A 16,425-nucleotide genomic window follows, 5' to 3' on the forward strand; every position below is an offset into this window, starting at 1 on the left:
GATAAATGAGCGACTACAAACATACTTTGAACCTACCGGAAACTGAGTTTCCAATGCGCGGTAATCTTGCGCAACGCGAACCAAAAATGCTGAAAGCTTGGTACGAAGCTGACCTTTACGGCCAAATTCGTAACGCGAAAAAAGGTAAGAAGCCATTTATTTTGCATGATGGTCCTCCATACGCAAATGGCGATATTCACTTAGGTCACTCAGTTAATAAGATTTTAAAAGACATTATTATTAAGTCTAAAACGCTTTCTGATTTTGATGCGCCTTATGTACCGGGTTGGGACTGTCACGGTCTACCTATCGAGCTACAAGTAGAGAAAAAAGTAGGTAAACCTGGTCATAAAGTATCTGCAGCAGAGTTCAGAGAGAAATGTCGTGCATATGCTAAAAAGCAAGTAGAAGGTCAAAAAGCTGACTTCAAACGCTTAGGTGTATTTGGTGACTGGGACAAGCCTTACCTAACAATGAACTTCGACTTTGAAGCAAACGCAATTCGCGTTTTAGGTCGTATCATTAAAAACGGTCACTTACATAAAGGTGCTAAGCCTGTTCATTGGTGTACAGACTGTGGTTCGGCACTGGCTGAAGCGGAAGTTGAATACCAAGATAAGCAATCACCGGCGATTGATGTACGTTTTGATTTTGTTGATCAACAAGCCGTTGTTGCAGCATTTGGCTTAGCAGAAGGTCACGAAGGTAATGGCACAGTCGGTACAGTTATCTGGACTACAACGCCTTGGACACTGCCTGCTAACCGTGCGGTTGCTGTTCACGAAAACCTAGAATATGCCCTAGTTCAAGTTGAAGATGAAGGTAAAGTACAGCGCCTAATCCTTGGCTCAGAGCTTGTCAAAGATTGTATGGACCGTTTCGGTTTTAATCATTTCCATGTATTAGGTTATGCAAAAGGTGTAGCGTTAGATAATTTACGTGTTGCGCACCCATTCTATGACTTTGATGTGCCAGTCATTTTAGGTGAGCACGTAACGACTGACTCTGGTACGGGTATTGTTCACACCGCACCTGGCCACGGTCAAGAAGACTTCGTGGCTGGTCAAGCATATGGCCTAGAAGTCGCAAACCCAGTTGGCGCAAACGGTGTTTATCTGCCTGATACTGAATTATTTGCAGGTCAACACGTATTTAAAGCCAATGCGAGCGTGATTGAAGTGCTCACTGAAAAAGGTGCGTTAATGCATCACCATGCGCTTCAGCACAGCTATCCACATTGCTGGCGTCATAAAACACCAATTATCTTCCGTGCGACGCCTCAGTGGTTTGTGAGCATGGATCAAGCAGACCTACGTAAAGATTCACTAAGTGAAATCGAAAAAACGCAGTGGTTACCTGAGTGGGGCGAGAGCCGTATTGCAAACATGGTAGAAGGTCGCCCAGACTGGTGTATTTCTCGTCAGCGTACATGGGGTGTGCCAATTTCTTTATTTGTAGATAAAGACACAGGTGCATTACACCCAAATACTGAGAGCCTAATCGAAGACGTGGCAAAGCTAGTTGAAGAAAAAGGCATTCAAGCTTGGTATGACTTAGATGCAGCTGATTTAATTGGTGCTGATGCCGAGCAGTATGTAAAAGTACAAGATACACTAGACGTATGGTTCGATTCGGGTGTAACACACGCTTGTGTAGTTGATGCGCGTGAAGAGTTAACCGGTCCTGCAGATTTATACCTAGAAGGTTCTGACCAACACCGTGGTTGGTTTATGTCTTCTATGATGACTTCGGTTGCGATTAACGGCCATGCTCCTTACAAGCAAGTACTAACTCATGGTTTCACTGTAGATGAAAACGGCCGCAAGATGTCAAAGTCTTTAGGTAACGTGATTTCTCCGCAAAACGTGATGAACAAGCTAGGTGCTGACATTTTACGTCTATGGGTTGCATCAACAGATTACACGGCGGAAATGACAGTATCGGATGAAATCTTTAAGCGTTCAGCTGATCGTTACCGCCGTATTCGTAATACCAGTCGTTACCTACTTGCAAACTTAAGTGGTTTCAACCCTGCAACTGATCTTGTTGCTGTTGAAGATATGGTTGAACTAGACCGCTGGATCGTTGCACGTGCCGCTGAGTTACAAAAAGAAATCATCAATGCTTACGACAACTACCAAATGCTTGTTGTAACGCAAAAGCTAATGAACTTCTGTACCGGTGAGCTAGGTTCATTCTACCTAGACGTAATTAAAGACCGTCAATACACAGCTAAGGCTGACAGTCATGCACGTCGCTCTTGTCAATCTGCGCTTTACCACATTGCAGAAGCAATGACGCGTTGGATGGCGCCAATCATGAGCTTCACAGCACAAGAAATCTGGGATGTATTACCAGGTGAGCGCGGTGACTTTGTATTTACTGATGTGTGGTACGACGGTTTAGCGAATGTGACTGAAGGCCAGCTTGACAATACATACTGGCAGCAAGTGCTTGAAGTACGTGATGCAGTTAACAAAGTATTAGAAGCTGCGCGTAAAGACGAAGTTATTGGCGCAACGCTACAAGCTGAGGTAACACTTTACACTGGTGGCGACTTAGCCGAGACACTGAATAAGATCGGTGACGAGCTACGCTTCGTACTGTTGACGTCAAAAGCGAATGTTGAAGTAGTAAATGGTAAACCTGAAGGTGCAGAGTCTTCAGACATTGATGGCTTATTCATTAAAGTCGTTTCAACGGATGCGAAGAAATGTGACCGCTGTTGGCATTATTGTGAAGATGTTGGTACACATGAAGGCCATGAAGAGATCTGTGGTCGTTGTGTGAGCAACGTTGACGGTGATGGCGAACAGCGCCAGTTTGCGTAGGAGCAACGAGTGACCGAAGTTAAACAAAAATCGGGTTTAATTTGGTTAGTACTGAGTCTACTGCTTTTTGCAGTAGACTACATAACCAAAGCTGTAGTTGTGGCAAATATGAAACTCTATGAATCGATAGAGATTTTGCCAATTTTTAACTTCACTTACATGCACAATTATGGTGCTGCATTTAGTTTTCTAAGCGATGCCGGCGGTTGGCAACGCTGGTTCTTCAGCAGTATTGCGGTGGTGATCAGTTTATTACTGACGTACTGGTTGAAAAAGCTACCAGCAAAGAGTTGGGTATTATGTGGTGCATACTCTATGGTCATTGGTGGTGCAATTGGTAACCTCGTTGACCGTTTAGTGCATGGTTATGTTGTAGATTTTCTACATTTTTATTATCAAGATTGGCACTACCCAGCATTTAACATCGCTGATATCGCGATTGTATGTGGTGCGGGTCTACTTCTTTTTGATGCCTTCACAGGTGAAGGTGCAGATGGTTCTCAGGAGAAAAAAGCATGAGCGAACACGTCATTGGCGAAAAATCAGAAGTTCTTTTTCATTTTTCGATCAAGCTAGAAGACGGATCGGCAGCTGATTCAACAAAAGTACATAACAAACCTGCAAAGTTATTCATGGGTGACGGTAGCCTGACAGAGAACTTTGAAAAATGCCTTTTAGGCTTAAAAGCAGGTGAGAGCAAATCTTTTGATTTAGAGCCTGAAGATGCATTTGGTCAGCCAAACCCAGACAACATTTATTATGTTGAACGCAGTAAATTTGGCCCTGATGCGCCAGCTGAGGTGGGCAGTATTATTGCTTTCACTCAGCCTGATGGTACTGAGCTTCCAGGCCTTGTGCGTGAAGTAGCTGGTGACTCTGTAACAATCGATTTCAACCATCCTTTAGCTGGTCAAAAAGTGACTTTTGAAGTTGATATCTTAGAGGTAAATGGCTAATGGAAATTTTGTTAGCAAACCCTCGAGGATTTTGTGCGGGTGTTGATCGCGCTATTTCAATCGTTGAGCGTGCACTGGATATTTTTAATCCGCCTATTTATGTGCGCCATGAAGTTGTGCATAACAAGTATGTGGTTAATGGCTTAAAAGATCGCGGTGCTGTTTTTGTTGAAGAGCTACACCAAGTGCCTGATGACAGCATTGTTATTTTTAGTGCGCACGGTGTGTCTCAAGCTGTAAGAGCTGAAGCGAAGCGTCGTGAATTAAAAGTATTCGATGCTACCTGTCCTTTGGTTACTAAAGTACATATGGAAGTAACACGCGCAAGTCGTCGTGGCACTGAATGTGTTTTGATTGGTCACCAAGGCCATCCTGAAGTTGAAGGCACTATGGGTCAATATGACAACCCTGAAGGGGGTATCTATTTAGTAGAAACGCCTGAGGATGTTGCTGCATTAGAAGTGAAAGATCCAAGCAATTTATTTTACTGTAGCCAAACGACTTTATCAGTTGACGACACTGCAGATGTGATTGATGCATTGCGTGCTAAATTTCCTGAGATAGACGGTCCACGTAAAGACGATATTTGTTATGCAACACAAAACCGCCAAGATGCTGTCCGTGACCTTGCTGACAAAGCTGATGTGCTATTGGTAGTGGGAGCTAAAAACAGCTCAAACTCGAATCGCTTACGTGAGCTCGCCGAGAAAATGGGCACTACAGCCTATTTAATTGATGATGCAAGTTGTGTTGATGCTAACTGGTTTAAAGACATCAAGTCAGTTGGAGTTACTGCGGGTGCATCTGCGCCGGAGGTACTGGTTCAGCAGGTTATCACACGCTTAAAAGAGCTTGGTGGTAAAACTGTGGTTGAAAACCCAGGTATTGAAGAAAGCATTGTGTTTGCGGTGCCTGCCGAGTTGAGATAATTCTATGGCAGCAAGGTTTAAATCGCCCGATTTAACTTCTGCATTGCTGCCAATTATGGTTACTGAGCGTGGTGTGCTTGCCATGCTTGTTACCGCACAATTACTTGCAACCTTGTTAGCTTTTGCGCCTATGAGCATTGGATCAGCGTGGGAGCGTTTAGGCTTAATTAGTTTATTCATTCATCTAGTTAGTACGATAAGTTTGGCTGCTGTTTATGGTTTAAAGTCACAGCTAGAGAAACTCAATTCGAACCTAGAAATTCTTACAATTATAGCGATCTTTCAAGCAAACACGTTAATTCTAAGTTTAGCTTCTCAATATTATATTTCGGATCAAATTGATTGGACTATTGCTGGGCAGCATTGCCTATTAGGGTTAGGTATGCAGCTGTTCTTCATTTATTTGATGAGTATTTATGCTGAACGAGTAGAGACGATTAAAGCACTTTCAAAAGTAGAGCTTGACGCATTATATGCTCGTATAAGGCCGCATTTTTTAAATAATAGTCTTAATACTATTGCTGAATTAACTCATGTGGACCCTCAAGCCGCGGAGCAAGCCACGTTAAACTTAGCGCGGTTATCTCAAGCTGCAATGCGTACTCAACAGTTAACTACCTTAGTAGATGAAATAAACTTATCAAAGCAATATTTGGCGATAGAAGCATGGCGCTTTGGTGATAAGTTCGAAGTTGTATGGCATATTGATTCTTGCAACTTGGCAAGTCAGGTGCCTGTTTTATCGATTCAGCCTTTGCTCGAAAATGCAGTAAATTACGGTATTGAGCCGAGTGGTAATAAAAGCCAAATTGAAGTATCTATTTTTGATACTGATGAGCAAATTGTTATTAAGATTACTAATCCAACCAATAATTTTAATCGCAGCAGTCATTCAGGGCAAGGGATCGCTTTGTCGAATATTAAAGCCCGGGTTGAGCTTCATTTTGGAAAAAGTGCGAGTTTACGCACTTCGATTCAACAAGATCAGTTTGTTTCTGAGTTATGCATTCCTTTTGGAGTCAAAGCATGAAATACATCATTGCTGACGATGAGCCTTTAGCAAGGGCAAGGATCATGCGTTTGCTAAAGGCTTGGCCACATTATGAGTGTGTTGCGGAAGTAAGCTCTGGTGATGATGTTGAGTCGGCTATTATAGAAAACCCAGTACAATTGTTATTTCTTGATATCAACATGCCTGGACTTGATGGTATTAAAACAGCTGAGATGCTTAATCAAAAATATCGTGATTTAAAAATTATCTTTATTACTGCCCATAGTGAATTTGCCCTAGAAGCTTTCAATGTGTTTGCTGCTGGTTTTTTGGTGAAGCCTGTGAGCCAATCAGATTTATTTTCACTTTTAGAACGGTTGTTCAAACCTCGTATTCAATATCAAGTAGGAGCTCAAATACGCTGGGTTGATGTCGATGAAGTTATAGTGGCGAAAGCGGAAGATAAGCTTACGCAAATTTATTTTCAGGGGGGAGAGGCAACAATTGATTTAAGCCTTAAAAAGTTGCTCAACCTTTACCCTGACCATTTTGTACAAATTCATCGAAACACGTTAGTAAAAGCAAAATCTATAGTTCAACTCGAACATACGCACTCAGGCATACTTGTCAGTTTAGCTAATTATCCTGAAAAATTAGCGGTAAGCCGCCGTGCTTACTCATCAATAAAAAATCATTTATAGACCGCTTGTCAGAAATAAAAACCGTTTATCTACTTAAGAATTGCTTCTAGTATCCCACTCTTAAATAATGCATAAATCATAAACCGTATTTGACTGTGTATGCCATCTATCAATCGAACACAATCAGGGTTCACACTTCTTGAAGTACTAATCGCATTTATGGTGTTGAGCTTTGGGTTATTGGGGGCTGTAGCGTTACAGGCGCAAGCTAAAAAGGCCAGCTTTGACTCTATGCAACGTGCAGCAGCAATTTCTCTGGGTGAGGACATTATGCAACGCATAAGATCTAATGACACGACAAATATCGTGAACTTGTATAGCCAAACGTTTAGTAGTACGACTGATCTTAAGTCTATAAATACGTGTTATACCGATACATGCACTGCACAGAATATAGCATTAACAGATATCGAAAACTGGAAAGCAGCCATAAGAGCAAGAGAAAATACGGGCTCTTTAGATGAAGCTACGGTTTGTATAAACATTACTCCAGCTAGTAATGACGCTGATAACATTGAATTTGATGTAAGAGTAATTGTGTCATGGCGAGGAAGGCAAGATTTAAAAGCTTCGGATGCCGTTGCAAATATTCAATGTGGCGATGAAAATGATAGGCGTCGTTTGGTCATGTTAGAAAGTTATTTATTGATCAGAGGGTAAAATGAAGCAAAAAGGTTTTACTATTTTAGAGTTTCTGGTTTCTATGTTTATTGGTGTGTTAATTTTGGGCGGTGTAATTGCCACTTACATCAGCATGAAAGCAACCACAAGAGATACAATGGCGATTGGTGAATTGCAAGAAACTGGACGTCTTACCTTATCAATACTTAGAAGAGATATTGAACAAGTGGGCTTCTGGGGCACATTTTATGAAGCTGGCTTTTCGGCGACAAATTTAACAAGCTTAGGTAACCCTAATCCTGATTGTGCAGGGGGGTTGAATAACGGCAGCTTTCCAAATACAGATCCAACAAACTTCAGGCCAGTATACTCTGCGATTTCTGATGGTCAGACAATGCTAGGGTGTGTTTCTGATTCTAAAGAGAATACAGATATTATACAGGTCAAATTTCTTGAAGGTCGTCAAATGACGCCTGAAACGGTAACTAATCAAAATCGTTATTACTTTATCTCTGAGCAAGAGAGAGCCGAATTTGTTACGGGTTCAAATGCGCAAAATCCTTTACCAACAGTAAATGCGACTCTTTGGCCTTACAGTCATCATGTCTACTATATCAATGAGCAAAACTTACAAATTAATAATCGAAATGTTTTAGTTCCAGTTTTAATGCGAAAGCGCTTAACAGTGAACGGAGGGTTAGTTACTGAACCTATCATGGAAGGCATTGAGGATATGCGTTTAGTTTATGGTATCGATAGTGACGCTGATAATCGAGTCGATACTTATGTCAGCGGATCAGATATGACAGCCGCGCACTGGGAGAATACAAACGGAATTTTAACAATTCAAGTCTTCATACTTGTTAGAACGCTTGATTTTGATTCGGATTTAGAGCTGAAAAACCAAACATATACGCTGGGTTTAGATACCGATAAACGAGTTCATACGTTCACTGATAATTATAGACGAACAGTTTTCTCTACCACAATTCGACTTAATAATGTTGGGTCTACCGGATGGAATATATGAATAAGCAACGTGGAGTTATCCTTATCACTGCAATGATAATGATTGTAGCGGTAACAGCTGTTGCGGTCAGTTTAATGAGTAGCAGTACCATAGATTTGAAAATCACGAATGCAGCACAAGAAAGGGCTGAAGCTGAAACAATCTTGATAGGTGAAATTCAGAAAATTATAAAAGCCCAAGGTGGAACGTCATATAACAAATTCACAATGAGACGACAGCAGATGCAAGACGATGGTGAAGATATGGCTATTTCTAATGTAACGCCATCAAATATAACCAGTAAGCTTGTCAGTCTTAATAATGGCGAAGAAGATTTAAATTGTCCGAGGCAATTTGCCTTTACCGATGGGCAAACATGCAATCTGACGCAGATGGAGTCAACCATAACGTATGGCTCAAAAAATAAGCACACGATTACAATAGTCGTCGGTATCGGCCAAGAAGAAATAAAGAATACAGATCAATAATAGGAGTAATAAAATGTTTAAAAGCCAAAATATAATTTTTCTACTCTTATTAATTTTTTCTGTTTCAGTATTAGCAGAAGACATTGAAATTTATGTTAACCATGATGTTGCAAAAACTGAAAAATCAAGAGTTGTAGTTTTATTCGATACCTCGGGCAGTATGTCTTGGGATTCAGAAGATGGAATGCAATGTCATGAGAAACAAAAGAGTTGGTGGGGAGGAACAAAATATCAATGGGTAGATTGTTTTGATACAACCAAAACATCTAAGAAGTGTTACAAACGCTCTGGGCATTCTTACTATAAAACACAGTGTAAAGATAGCCGAATGAGGGTTGCTAAAGCTGCAATGAAAAAATTGGTTGAAGATAACAGTGATTTCGATTTTGGCCTGATGCGATTCTATAGTAGTAATGGTGGTTATGTTCTAGCTGGTCTTGGAATGGAAAGAGACACTGTCGTGTCTAAGATCAATAATTTATATAGTTCAGGTGCTACCCCAATAACAGAGACATTATGGGAAGCGTATTTATATTTGACGGGTAGAGCGCCAGATCAAGCTGCTGGTAGACGTGACAGAGATTCTAGCATTGAATCATCAGGTAAATATATTTCGCCTTTTAAGCCTATCAGTGGTGAACCTCTTCGCTGTGATAACTCAATAAATATGATTCTCATGACTGATGGTGACCCAACAGGAGACAGTAATAGAAACTCACAAATTATAAGTGAATATAAACGTGTTTTTGGTTCTAGTCCTAGCCTTGAAAATGGCAGTTATATGGGGTCATTGGCGAGGCTGATGAGAGGCACGGACGAAACAGCGGTGGATTTATATCCTGGTACTTCAACTAAGAAAGATTTTGCGAGAGTTTTTACCATCGGTTTTGGGCAAGGGATGTCAAATAATGGTAAAAAGTTATTACAAAATACAGCGACACATGGAGGCGGGAAATATGTACATGCAGATGGTGCAGACGATTTAGTTAAGAGCTTGAATGAGACCATTTCCACTATCCGAGAAATCAATGATAGCTTTGCTTCACCAGCTGTATCTACTAATAGCGCAGATAGAACAACGCATAGAGACTCTCTTTACTACACAATGTTTCTGCCTAAAACTCATGCGCGTTGGAAAGGTAACCTTAAAAAGCTCAAGCTTGGGTCAGATGGTATCAAAGATATGTCTGGTAAGTTGGCAATGGATGAAGAAGGTGGAGTGATAGGAAAAGACGCGACAACTTTTTGGTCTGCACCGGGGTCTAAAGATGGAAATAATATTCAAGAAGGTGGAGTTAATTATCAGCTATCTAAACAAATTACGCGCAAGCTATATTCTGACTTTGGGTTAGGCACATTAATAGAATTTAACTACGATAAGATCAGCCAACGATTAAATGAAGAACAATTAGCGGGCAGGTTCGGCACTAACAATGCAAGTGAGACAAAAAAATTAATGAAGTGGGCTGCCGGTGAAGATGTACTTGGAGAGAACTCAAGCTCTACGAGAAGGGCTGATATCTTTGGAGACCCACTTCACTCTAAACCTGTGACCATGGATTATGGTAATGATGACGTCCGTGTTTTCATTGGAACTAATGCCGGGGTATTACACGCATTTAGAGATAATGATAAAACGGTTGAAGAAAGTTGGGCATTTTACCCAGGTAGTCTGCTTGATATTCATAAACCACAGATGGAGAAGCAACAAGATACAAAGGTGTACGGTGTTGACGGGCCTTTAAATGTGTTTTTCAAAGATCTAAATCGTGACGGGGTTGTGAATGGAAATGACAAAGTTTGGCTTTTTGCAGGGCTTCGTCGAGGTGGTGATGAATACTATGGCATAGACATTACAAACCCTGATACGCCCAAATTAATGTGGGGAGGCCCAATATCCCCTTCAAGAACGGGCTTTGAAGAGTTAGGGCAAACTTGGTCTAAACCTCTAGTTACTCATATCAGAATGCAAAAGGATAAACCTGTGCTTATCTTTGGTGCGGGTTATGATACTAATAAAGATAATGTAGCACGAACTGACGATAATCAAGGTCGAGGTATTTTCATTGTTGATGCCGAAACTGGTAAATTGGTGTGGTCCCTTACTAGTAGAAATAAGAGTAACAAATTCTCAGGCTCTCATAGCATTGCTGCCGATTTAGCTATCATGGATTCTGACTATGATGGATTCACAGATCGCATTTATGCTGCTGACACTGCTGGTGATATCTGGAGAATTGATATGCCTCGAGATTTACCCAATGATGCTGACGCACCTTGGACGCACTTTAAATTTGCAAGCTTGGGAAGCAGTAAATCAAATCAAGATAGACGATTCTTTTATCAACCATTAGTTGCGAGAACTTATTTTAGTAAAGTCACAATTAATCAGTCTTCAGGTAATACGAACAAAACAATAACCCGAAAAGATACGCCTTACGAAGCGATACTGATAGGTAGTGGAGATAGAACCTCTCCTTTAAGTACGCAAGTTGATGATTATCTTTTTATGCTTAGAGATGAAAATACAGTCACTCAATCTTTTTCCAAGAATGTGCCTAAGACAATAGTAATGTCGGATTTACTAGATGTTGAATATGATCCTTTTTCTAACGTCACTTCAAAAGATGAGTTTTATGAAGTAGAAGCCAATCTTGCTAAAGAAAAAGGCTGGAAATATAAATTGCGTTCAGGTGAGAAGTCTTTGGCAAAAGCAACTGTTATAGGCGGTGTTGCTTATTTTACTTCTTTTATGCCAGCAAGCTTAAGTAGTGCTAATCAATGCTCCTTGAGTGGAGGGAGTGGCTCACTGTATGCTTTACATATGCATTATGGCTCAAGAGTATTTGAAAGGTCGAGGTATGACACTGCTAGAGATTTACCTGATACTCCAACTATCATATATCCTGATAGCAATGATTCAGGCAGAAGCGAAGGCAAAATTATAACAGAGTTAAAAAATGTTACGACAGGTTCGAATACTTGTGAGGGGCCAGGTAAAAGTGAGCCAGGTAAGGGTTTTAAACCTATCGCAATACGCGGCCCAATTCCAACATTGGATGAAAAAGGTAAAATTGACTGTCCCCCAGAAGATTCGGTGGGGATGACTACGCGACAAATGTATATATATAAACGAGAAGAACATGATGAAAAGTAAATTGGTATATGGATTCACTCTGCTTGAAATGCTTATTGTGGTCGCAATTGCAGGTATCTTAGCGTCTGTTGCATACCCACAATATACTGAATATGTAATACGCGCCGCGCGTTCAGATGCCATGGTATTGTTATTAGATGCAGCGAATAAACAAGAGCAGTATTACGCTGATAATAGAACTTACACTGAAGACTTAACGCTTTTAAATGTACCCGTGACAAGTGAAAACGGTTATTTCACGATTTCTGTTAATGTGCCAAACACTGGCACTTCGTTCACGATAACTGCGACAGCTGCTGCAGGTGCAGTCGCAGGAGATACAGCATGTACAACGTTAACTATCACTGATATCGGTGTTAAAGGTTCAACTGGTACTAGCAGTGCAGATGATTGTTGGGAGCGTTAAATACGCTCCTTGCATTGTTGCGTATCTCTCATTCTCGCTCGACCTGCATTGCTAATACTCATTTCAAGACCAGTTGGCTTACCCTTCATATCAAATGCGCAATATACAAATGTACCGTTAGCTAATCCCTTTAAACTGCCATCGGGTTTGAATGTAATAGCATGTCTAGGGTAAGACAGTTCGTCTTGTATATTAATTCGCTCAATAACATGAAGTATTTTTTCATCAGCATCAAGCACATGGTTTTTGTTGGTATCTATAAAGCTGGTTAATGACTCTCCCCAAAGATCCTTATGGCATTTTCTTTGAACTAATCCACAAAGACTAATGTATTTGTCATGGGTTATAGCATAACTTCGCGAAAGAACTATCTGGCGCTTTATTTGTTTTAGGGCAACTTCAGGTCTATTTTTGTGCAGCATACTGTTAAAAGAAGGAACAGCTAAGAGTGAAAGAATAACGATTAAAGAAAGTGTGATTAGTAACTCAATTAAAGTTAAGCCACGGTTAAAATAAGTTGAATTTCTAGCTGCCATCCTTGCAACCTTAATAAGATTAAATTGTGATACTAAATATAGAATAAAGTACTAGTGTGTCAATTCAGTTTTATGAACAACCAGTACTGCTATCACCATTATAAAGCGCAGTTCCTCCTAAAGTAAGTGTGAGTGCTTTAGCATGTTTAGTTTGATTTAGAGGACAATATATAAATTGGCCTACGTTAGTGTTCACAACTCGACCACTACTGTCGAACCTTAAGCGTCTATCTGGTGCTTTTAAGTTGTCACTTGAGAAGAGCTCATTCATTACACGCAGCAAGTCATCGTCCTCTACTTCATAAGTACCGTTATTGTTTTTATCAATAAAAGAAATTATCTGATTAGTTTTCCAGTTATTAATACAACTAAGATTTTCATTTGCTGCTAACTTAGTGGCATCTACAGGGCATAAAATTACGATTTCATCACTCGTCGTCGCTTTTGCTCTAGCAAATGTGATGTGCCTTTTTAACTCAAGCATAAAAGATTCAGCCCGAGTCTTCTCATTCAGGTCTGTATTACCTGAAAAAGACAGGGTTGCTAAGATTGCCAAAATAGCAATGGTGATGAGCAGTTCTAATAATGTGAAGCCACGTTGTTTCATATTAACGCCTTGAATAAAGCAATTATTTAATTGTAGCATATTGCATTATGAAGCTTTTTCTTATGAGTTTGCAACGAGTTTGTTTGCTATGAATTGTGTGATTGTCTAAAATCGACTCACTCGCTAAGGAAATAAAACACCATGAAAAAAATAGAAGCAATAATTAAACCTTTTAAACTCGATGATGTTCGTGAAGCTTTGTCTGAAATAGGCATTACAGGTATGACAGTCTGTGAAGTGAAAGGCTTTGGTCGTCAAAAAGGCCATACAGAGCTATACCGTGGTGCGGAATATATGGTCGATTTTTTGCCTAAAGTGAAACTAGATATTGTTTTAACTGACGAAGATGTTGATAGAGCGATCGAAGTTATTCTTAAAACAGCTCAGACAGGTAAAATAGGTGACGGTAAAATCTTCGTGACTGAAGTTGAACGTGTTGTGCGTATCCGAACTGGTGAAGAAGACGAAGAAGCCATTTAATTAATATGAAACAAAAACGGCGCTCACAGAGCGCCGTTTTTGTTTTTAATAAAATTAATTCATTTGTCGCTGTTGCTCGTTTAATAAACGAGTCTGCTGTGCATGCTTGCTTAACTCATCAAGTCCAAGCTTCGCATAGCTTTTCTCCATTATTTCAAGCGCTGTGATTAAATAGCTGCTTTGTGAAAAATGTTCCACAACATACTTACCACGGTTAGCTGCGGCTAAAAAGGCTTCACGCTCAAAATAATATTCTGCCACTTTAATTTCGTAACGTGCCATTTTATTCAATAACCAAACTAAGCGCTTTTTTGCTTCAGGTACATATGGGCTTTCAGGATAGCTATCTACTAAGGTTGAAAGATCTTGGAAGGCAACACGGGTGCGACTTGCATCTCGGTCAGCTCTATCTATACCAAAGTATTCTTGAAAGGCATTTTTATCAGCCTGAATATTAACTAAACCACGCATAAAGTACATGTAATCAAGGTTTTTATGATTAGGGTTTAAACGTATAAAGCGGTCGATTGTCGCAAGCGCTTGATCTGTGTTGCCTGTTTTGTAAAAAGCAAAAACGAGGTCCATTTGTACTTGTTGTGCATGAGGGCCAAATGGATAACGAGAATTTAATGCGCTCAATAACTCTATAGAGCGAGCATATAGACCGGAATCTAACGTTGACTTTGCATCTTCATATAGTGCTTGAGCCGATTTGTTTGGCACACGTTCGATGTCTTCTTGCTCTGGTGCAGAAGAACATGCCGCAAGTCCTAGAAAAGAAGTGCTGACTAGGATGGCAAAGGCGCGTTTCCCTAATTTAGTTATCATTTTATTTTACTACCTTTGGTGTCTTCGGCTAGGCCAAGATGCCAAAACCGAGTAAACTATGCATTTATGCGATTCTAACCCAGTCTAGCTAAGCTTGCACTGGTAATTTAGGTAAACTAACAGATGTCTGAGCAAATTTCTCTACAAGCCGAAGTGCCAACTGAATTAGGCGGTAAACGTCTAGACCAAATTTTGGCACAAATGTTCCCTGATTTTTCACGTTCAAGAATAAAAACTTGGATATTAGACGAAAAGGTCACCGTTAATGGCGAGGTATTATCGACACCAAGAGAAAAGCTATTAGGTGGTGAGCAAATCTCAATAGAAACTCAAATTGAGGCTCCACGTGAATATGAAGCACAAGACATCGAGCTAAATATTGTTTATGAAGACGAAGACATTCTTGTAATCAATAAGCCTATGGGGTTAGTTGTTCACCCTGGTGCAGGTAATCCAGATGGCACAGTATTAAATGCTTTACTTCATCACCATCCTGATATTATTAATGTGCCACGAGCGGGTATTGTACATCGTCTAGACAAAGACACGACAGGTTTAATGGTTGTTGCAAAAACTATCCAAGCACAAACTCATCTTGTTAAAGCCCTACAAAAACGCGATAACTTTACCCGTGAATATGAAGCGATTTGTAATGGTACAATGACAGCAGGTGGCATGGTTGAAAAGCCAATTGGTCGTCATGCAACAAAACGCACGCATATGGCTATCCATGAAATGGGTAAACCTGCGGTAACACATTACCGCGTTGCAGAAAAATTCAGAGCACACACTCGCTTACGTTTAAGACTAGAAACAGGGCGTACTCACCAAATTCGTGTGCACATGGCTTATTTAACGCATCCACTTGTAGGTGACCAATTATATGGTGGTCGCCCTCGTCCGCCTCGTAATGCGACACCTGAGTTATTTTCCCAGTTGCGCGACTTTAAACGTCAGGCTCTTCATGCTGTAAAGTTAAGTTTGGCTCACCCAATTACAGGTGAACAAATGACTTGGGAAGCGCCAATTCCTGAGGATATGCAAATCTTAACTCAAGCATTACGTGAAGATACTAAAGCAAACCCAGATTTAGTTTACTAAACAATGCAGCTAATTGATTGGCCTCTTCATCAAGTTGTTGGCGGTATTCAAACTACGCGTTTAGGCGGTTATTCTAATCGCTCTTACGCGAGTTTGAACCTTGGATTTCATGTTGAAGATGATCCGCAAGATGTACTGGTCAATCATCAAGTTTTAAGTAATTTTCTACCATCCCCCGCTTTTTGGCTTGATCAAATTCATAGCAATGATGTTATTGAGGTTCATACTAGAGTTACTCAGACTTCTTTGCAGCAAAGACCTAAAGCAGATGCACTTTATACTCGGTTAAGAAATCAACCTCTAGCTATAATGACAGCAGATTGCTTACCCATATTGTTAGCAAGCCAGGATGGAACTGAAGTGGCCGCGATACATGGTGGTTGGCGTCCATTGGCCTGCAATATAATTTCCAAGACGGTTGATAAATTTTCTAGTCCTAATAGCAAAATTATGGCTTGGTTCGGGCCTGCAATCGGGCCCAATGCATTTGAAGTAGGCAAAGAGGTGGTGAACGCTTTTACTGCTGTTGATTCATCACATAAAAGTGATTTCATTGCACAAGAAAATGAAAAGTATCTTGCCAATATTTTTTCAATTGCGAGGCGCCAATTATCCCATCTTGGAATTACACAAATATACAGTGATTATGAGTGTACTTATTCATTACCTGAAAAGTACTTTTCTTATCGAAGAGATACACAGACAGGGCGTTTAGCTACTTTGATCTGGCGTAAATAAATATATCTAAAATTACTTTCCTACCTTGAACAATGCTCAACTTATA

General features: G+C 40.3%; 17 protein-coding genes. 14 read left to right on the forward strand and 3 right to left on the reverse strand.

Annotated elements, in window-relative coordinates:
- Positions 1 to 5: 5 nt before the first annotated feature.
- From ileS to PP2015_RS04400, 11 genes are all read left to right on the forward strand, one after another.
- Complete coding sequence (gene ileS / locus PP2015_RS04350; RefSeq protein ID WP_058029116.1) at positions 6 to 2,831, forward strand: isoleucine--tRNA ligase; 2,826 nt, start codon at positions 6 to 8, stop codon at positions 2,829 to 2,831.
- Positions 2,832 to 2,840: 9 nt separating this feature from the next.
- On the forward strand, positions 2,841 to 3,350 hold the full coding sequence (gene lspA, locus PP2015_RS04355) for a signal peptidase II (protein WP_058029117.1): 510 nt from the start codon (positions 2,841 to 2,843) through the stop codon (positions 3,348 to 3,350).
- The gene (gene fkpB / locus PP2015_RS04360) at positions 3,347 to 3,787 is read left to right on the forward strand and encodes an FKBP-type peptidyl-prolyl cis-trans isomerase (RefSeq protein WP_058029118.1); all 441 of its coding nucleotides are present in this window, start codon (positions 3,347 to 3,349) and stop codon (positions 3,785 to 3,787) included. Before lspA ends, fkpB begins: the two co-directional genes overlap by 4 nt.
- Complete coding sequence (gene ispH / locus PP2015_RS04365) at positions 3,787 to 4,716, forward strand: 4-hydroxy-3-methylbut-2-enyl diphosphate reductase (RefSeq protein ID WP_058029119.1); 930 nt, start codon at positions 3,787 to 3,789, stop codon at positions 4,714 to 4,716. Before fkpB ends, ispH begins: the two co-directional genes overlap by 1 nt.
- Before the next feature lie 4 nt (positions 4,717 to 4,720).
- Positions 4,721 to 5,746 carry a sensor histidine kinase gene (locus tag PP2015_RS04370; protein WP_083496518.1) on the forward strand — a complete coding sequence of 342 codons (1,026 nt, stop codon included), beginning with the start codon at positions 4,721 to 4,723 and terminating at the stop codon, positions 5,744 to 5,746.
- Positions 5,743 to 6,408 carry a LytR/AlgR family response regulator transcription factor gene (locus PP2015_RS04375; RefSeq protein WP_058029120.1) on the forward strand — a complete coding sequence of 222 codons (666 nt, stop codon included), beginning with the start codon at positions 5,743 to 5,745 and terminating at the stop codon, positions 6,406 to 6,408. The genes PP2015_RS04370 and PP2015_RS04375 overlap by 4 nt, the downstream gene beginning before the upstream one ends.
- A 99-nt stretch (positions 6,409 to 6,507) precedes the next feature.
- Positions 6,508 to 7,068, forward strand: a complete 561-nt coding sequence (gene pilV / locus PP2015_RS04380; protein ID WP_058029121.1) for a type IV pilus modification protein PilV — start codon at positions 6,508 to 6,510, stop codon at positions 7,066 to 7,068.
- Position 7,069: 1 nt separating this feature from the next.
- Complete coding sequence (locus PP2015_RS04385; RefSeq protein ID WP_058029122.1) at positions 7,070 to 8,059, forward strand: PilW family protein; 990 nt, start codon at positions 7,070 to 7,072, stop codon at positions 8,057 to 8,059.
- On the forward strand, positions 8,056 to 8,526 hold the full coding sequence (locus tag PP2015_RS04390; RefSeq protein ID WP_227009190.1) for a pilus assembly protein PilX: 471 nt from the start codon (positions 8,056 to 8,058) through the stop codon (positions 8,524 to 8,526). Before PP2015_RS04385 ends, PP2015_RS04390 begins: the two co-directional genes overlap by 4 nt.
- A 13-nt stretch (positions 8,527 to 8,539) precedes the next feature.
- Positions 8,540 to 11,683, forward strand: coding sequence for a pilus assembly protein (locus PP2015_RS04395; RefSeq protein WP_058029124.1), 3,144 nt, complete (start codon positions 8,540 to 8,542; stop codon positions 11,681 to 11,683).
- A complete protein-coding gene (locus tag PP2015_RS04400; protein WP_405127319.1) occupies positions 11,670 to 12,089 on the forward strand; it encodes a type IV pilin protein in 420 nt (139 codons plus the stop codon). Before PP2015_RS04395 ends, PP2015_RS04400 begins: the two co-directional genes overlap by 14 nt.
- Here PP2015_RS04400 and PP2015_RS04405 read toward each other — a convergent pair.
- Positions 12,086 to 12,625 (reverse strand): GspH/FimT family protein, encoded by a 540-nt coding sequence (locus PP2015_RS04405; RefSeq protein WP_058029126.1) that lies wholly within the window; start codon positions 12,623 to 12,625, stop codon positions 12,086 to 12,088. The genes PP2015_RS04400 and PP2015_RS04405 overlap by 4 nt on opposite strands.
- A gap of 70 nt (positions 12,626 to 12,695) precedes the next feature.
- Entirely contained in the window at positions 12,696 to 13,232 is a 537-nt protein-coding gene (locus PP2015_RS04410; RefSeq protein ID WP_058029127.1) for a GspH/FimT family pseudopilin, read from the reverse strand.
- Between the two features lie 141 nt (positions 13,233 to 13,373).
- Between PP2015_RS04410 and glnB the strand changes: the two genes are divergently transcribed.
- Positions 13,374 to 13,712, forward strand: a complete 339-nt coding sequence (glnB, locus tag PP2015_RS04415; protein WP_058029128.1) for a nitrogen regulatory protein P-II — start codon at positions 13,374 to 13,376, stop codon at positions 13,710 to 13,712.
- Between the two features lie 54 nt (positions 13,713 to 13,766).
- Here glnB and PP2015_RS04420 read toward each other — a convergent pair whose 3' ends face one another.
- Positions 13,767 to 14,540: an outer membrane protein assembly factor BamD gene (locus tag PP2015_RS04420; protein WP_058029129.1), complete on the reverse strand. Its 774-nt coding sequence runs from the start codon at positions 14,538 to 14,540 to the stop codon at positions 13,767 to 13,769.
- 123 nt (positions 14,541 to 14,663) lie between these two features.
- On the opposite strand from PP2015_RS04420, the gene rluD reads away from it, so the two are divergent.
- The gene (gene rluD, locus PP2015_RS04425; RefSeq protein WP_058029130.1) at positions 14,664 to 15,641 is read left to right on the forward strand and encodes a 23S rRNA pseudouridine(1911/1915/1917) synthase RluD; all 978 of its coding nucleotides are present in this window, start codon (positions 14,664 to 14,666) and stop codon (positions 15,639 to 15,641) included.
- 3 nt (positions 15,642 to 15,644) lie between these two features.
- Positions 15,645 to 16,379: a peptidoglycan editing factor PgeF gene (gene pgeF / locus PP2015_RS04430; RefSeq protein WP_058029131.1), complete on the forward strand. Its 735-nt coding sequence runs from the start codon at positions 15,645 to 15,647 to the stop codon at positions 16,377 to 16,379.
- Positions 16,380 to 16,425 lie beyond the last annotated feature (46 nt).

The sequence above is a fragment of the Pseudoalteromonas phenolica genome, assembly GCF_001444405.1.
GTDB lineage: Bacteria > Pseudomonadota > Gammaproteobacteria > Enterobacterales > Alteromonadaceae > Pseudoalteromonas > Pseudoalteromonas phenolica.

Excerpts from the sequence above, each read along its gene's own strand:
- ileS (WP_058029116.1), top strand. The coding sequence starts at position 6 with ATGAGCGACTACAAACATACTTTGAACCTACCGGAAACTGAGTTTCCA.
- fkpB (WP_058029118.1), top strand. The coding sequence starts at position 3,347 with ATGAGCGAACACGTCATTGGCGAAAAATCAGAAGTTCTTTTTCATTTT.
- ispH (WP_058029119.1), top strand. The coding sequence starts at position 3,787 with ATGGAAATTTTGTTAGCAAACCCTCGAGGATTTTGTGCGGGTGTTGAT.
- PP2015_RS04370 (WP_083496518.1), top strand. The coding sequence starts at position 4,721 with ATGGCAGCAAGGTTTAAATCGCCCGATTTAACTTCTGCATTGCTGCCA.
- PP2015_RS04375 (WP_058029120.1), top strand. The coding sequence starts at position 5,743 with ATGAAATACATCATTGCTGACGATGAGCCTTTAGCAAGGGCAAGGATC.
- pilV (WP_058029121.1), top strand. The coding sequence starts at position 6,508 with ATGCCATCTATCAATCGAACACAATCAGGGTTCACACTTCTTGAAGTA.
- PP2015_RS04385 (WP_058029122.1), top strand. The coding sequence starts at position 7,070 with ATGAAGCAAAAAGGTTTTACTATTTTAGAGTTTCTGGTTTCTATGTTT.
- PP2015_RS04390 (WP_227009190.1), top strand. The coding sequence starts at position 8,056 with ATGAATAAGCAACGTGGAGTTATCCTTATCACTGCAATGATAATGATT.
- PP2015_RS04395 (WP_058029124.1), top strand. The coding sequence starts at position 8,540 with ATGTTTAAAAGCCAAAATATAATTTTTCTACTCTTATTAATTTTTTCT.
- PP2015_RS04400 (WP_405127319.1), top strand. The coding sequence starts at position 11,670 with ATGATGAAAAGTAAATTGGTATATGGATTCACTCTGCTTGAAATGCTT.
- PP2015_RS04405 (WP_058029126.1), bottom strand. The coding sequence starts at position 12,625 with ATGGCAGCTAGAAATTCAACTTATTTTAACCGTGGCTTAACTTTAATT.
- PP2015_RS04410 (WP_058029127.1), bottom strand. The coding sequence starts at position 13,232 with ATGAAACAACGTGGCTTCACATTATTAGAACTGCTCATCACCATTGCT.
- glnB (WP_058029128.1), top strand. The coding sequence starts at position 13,374 with ATGAAAAAAATAGAAGCAATAATTAAACCTTTTAAACTCGATGATGTT.
- PP2015_RS04420 (WP_058029129.1), bottom strand. The coding sequence starts at position 14,540 with ATGATAACTAAATTAGGGAAACGCGCCTTTGCCATCCTAGTCAGCACT.
- rluD (WP_058029130.1), top strand. The coding sequence starts at position 14,664 with ATGTCTGAGCAAATTTCTCTACAAGCCGAAGTGCCAACTGAATTAGGC.
- pgeF (WP_058029131.1), top strand. The coding sequence starts at position 15,645 with ATGCAGCTAATTGATTGGCCTCTTCATCAAGTTGTTGGCGGTATTCAA.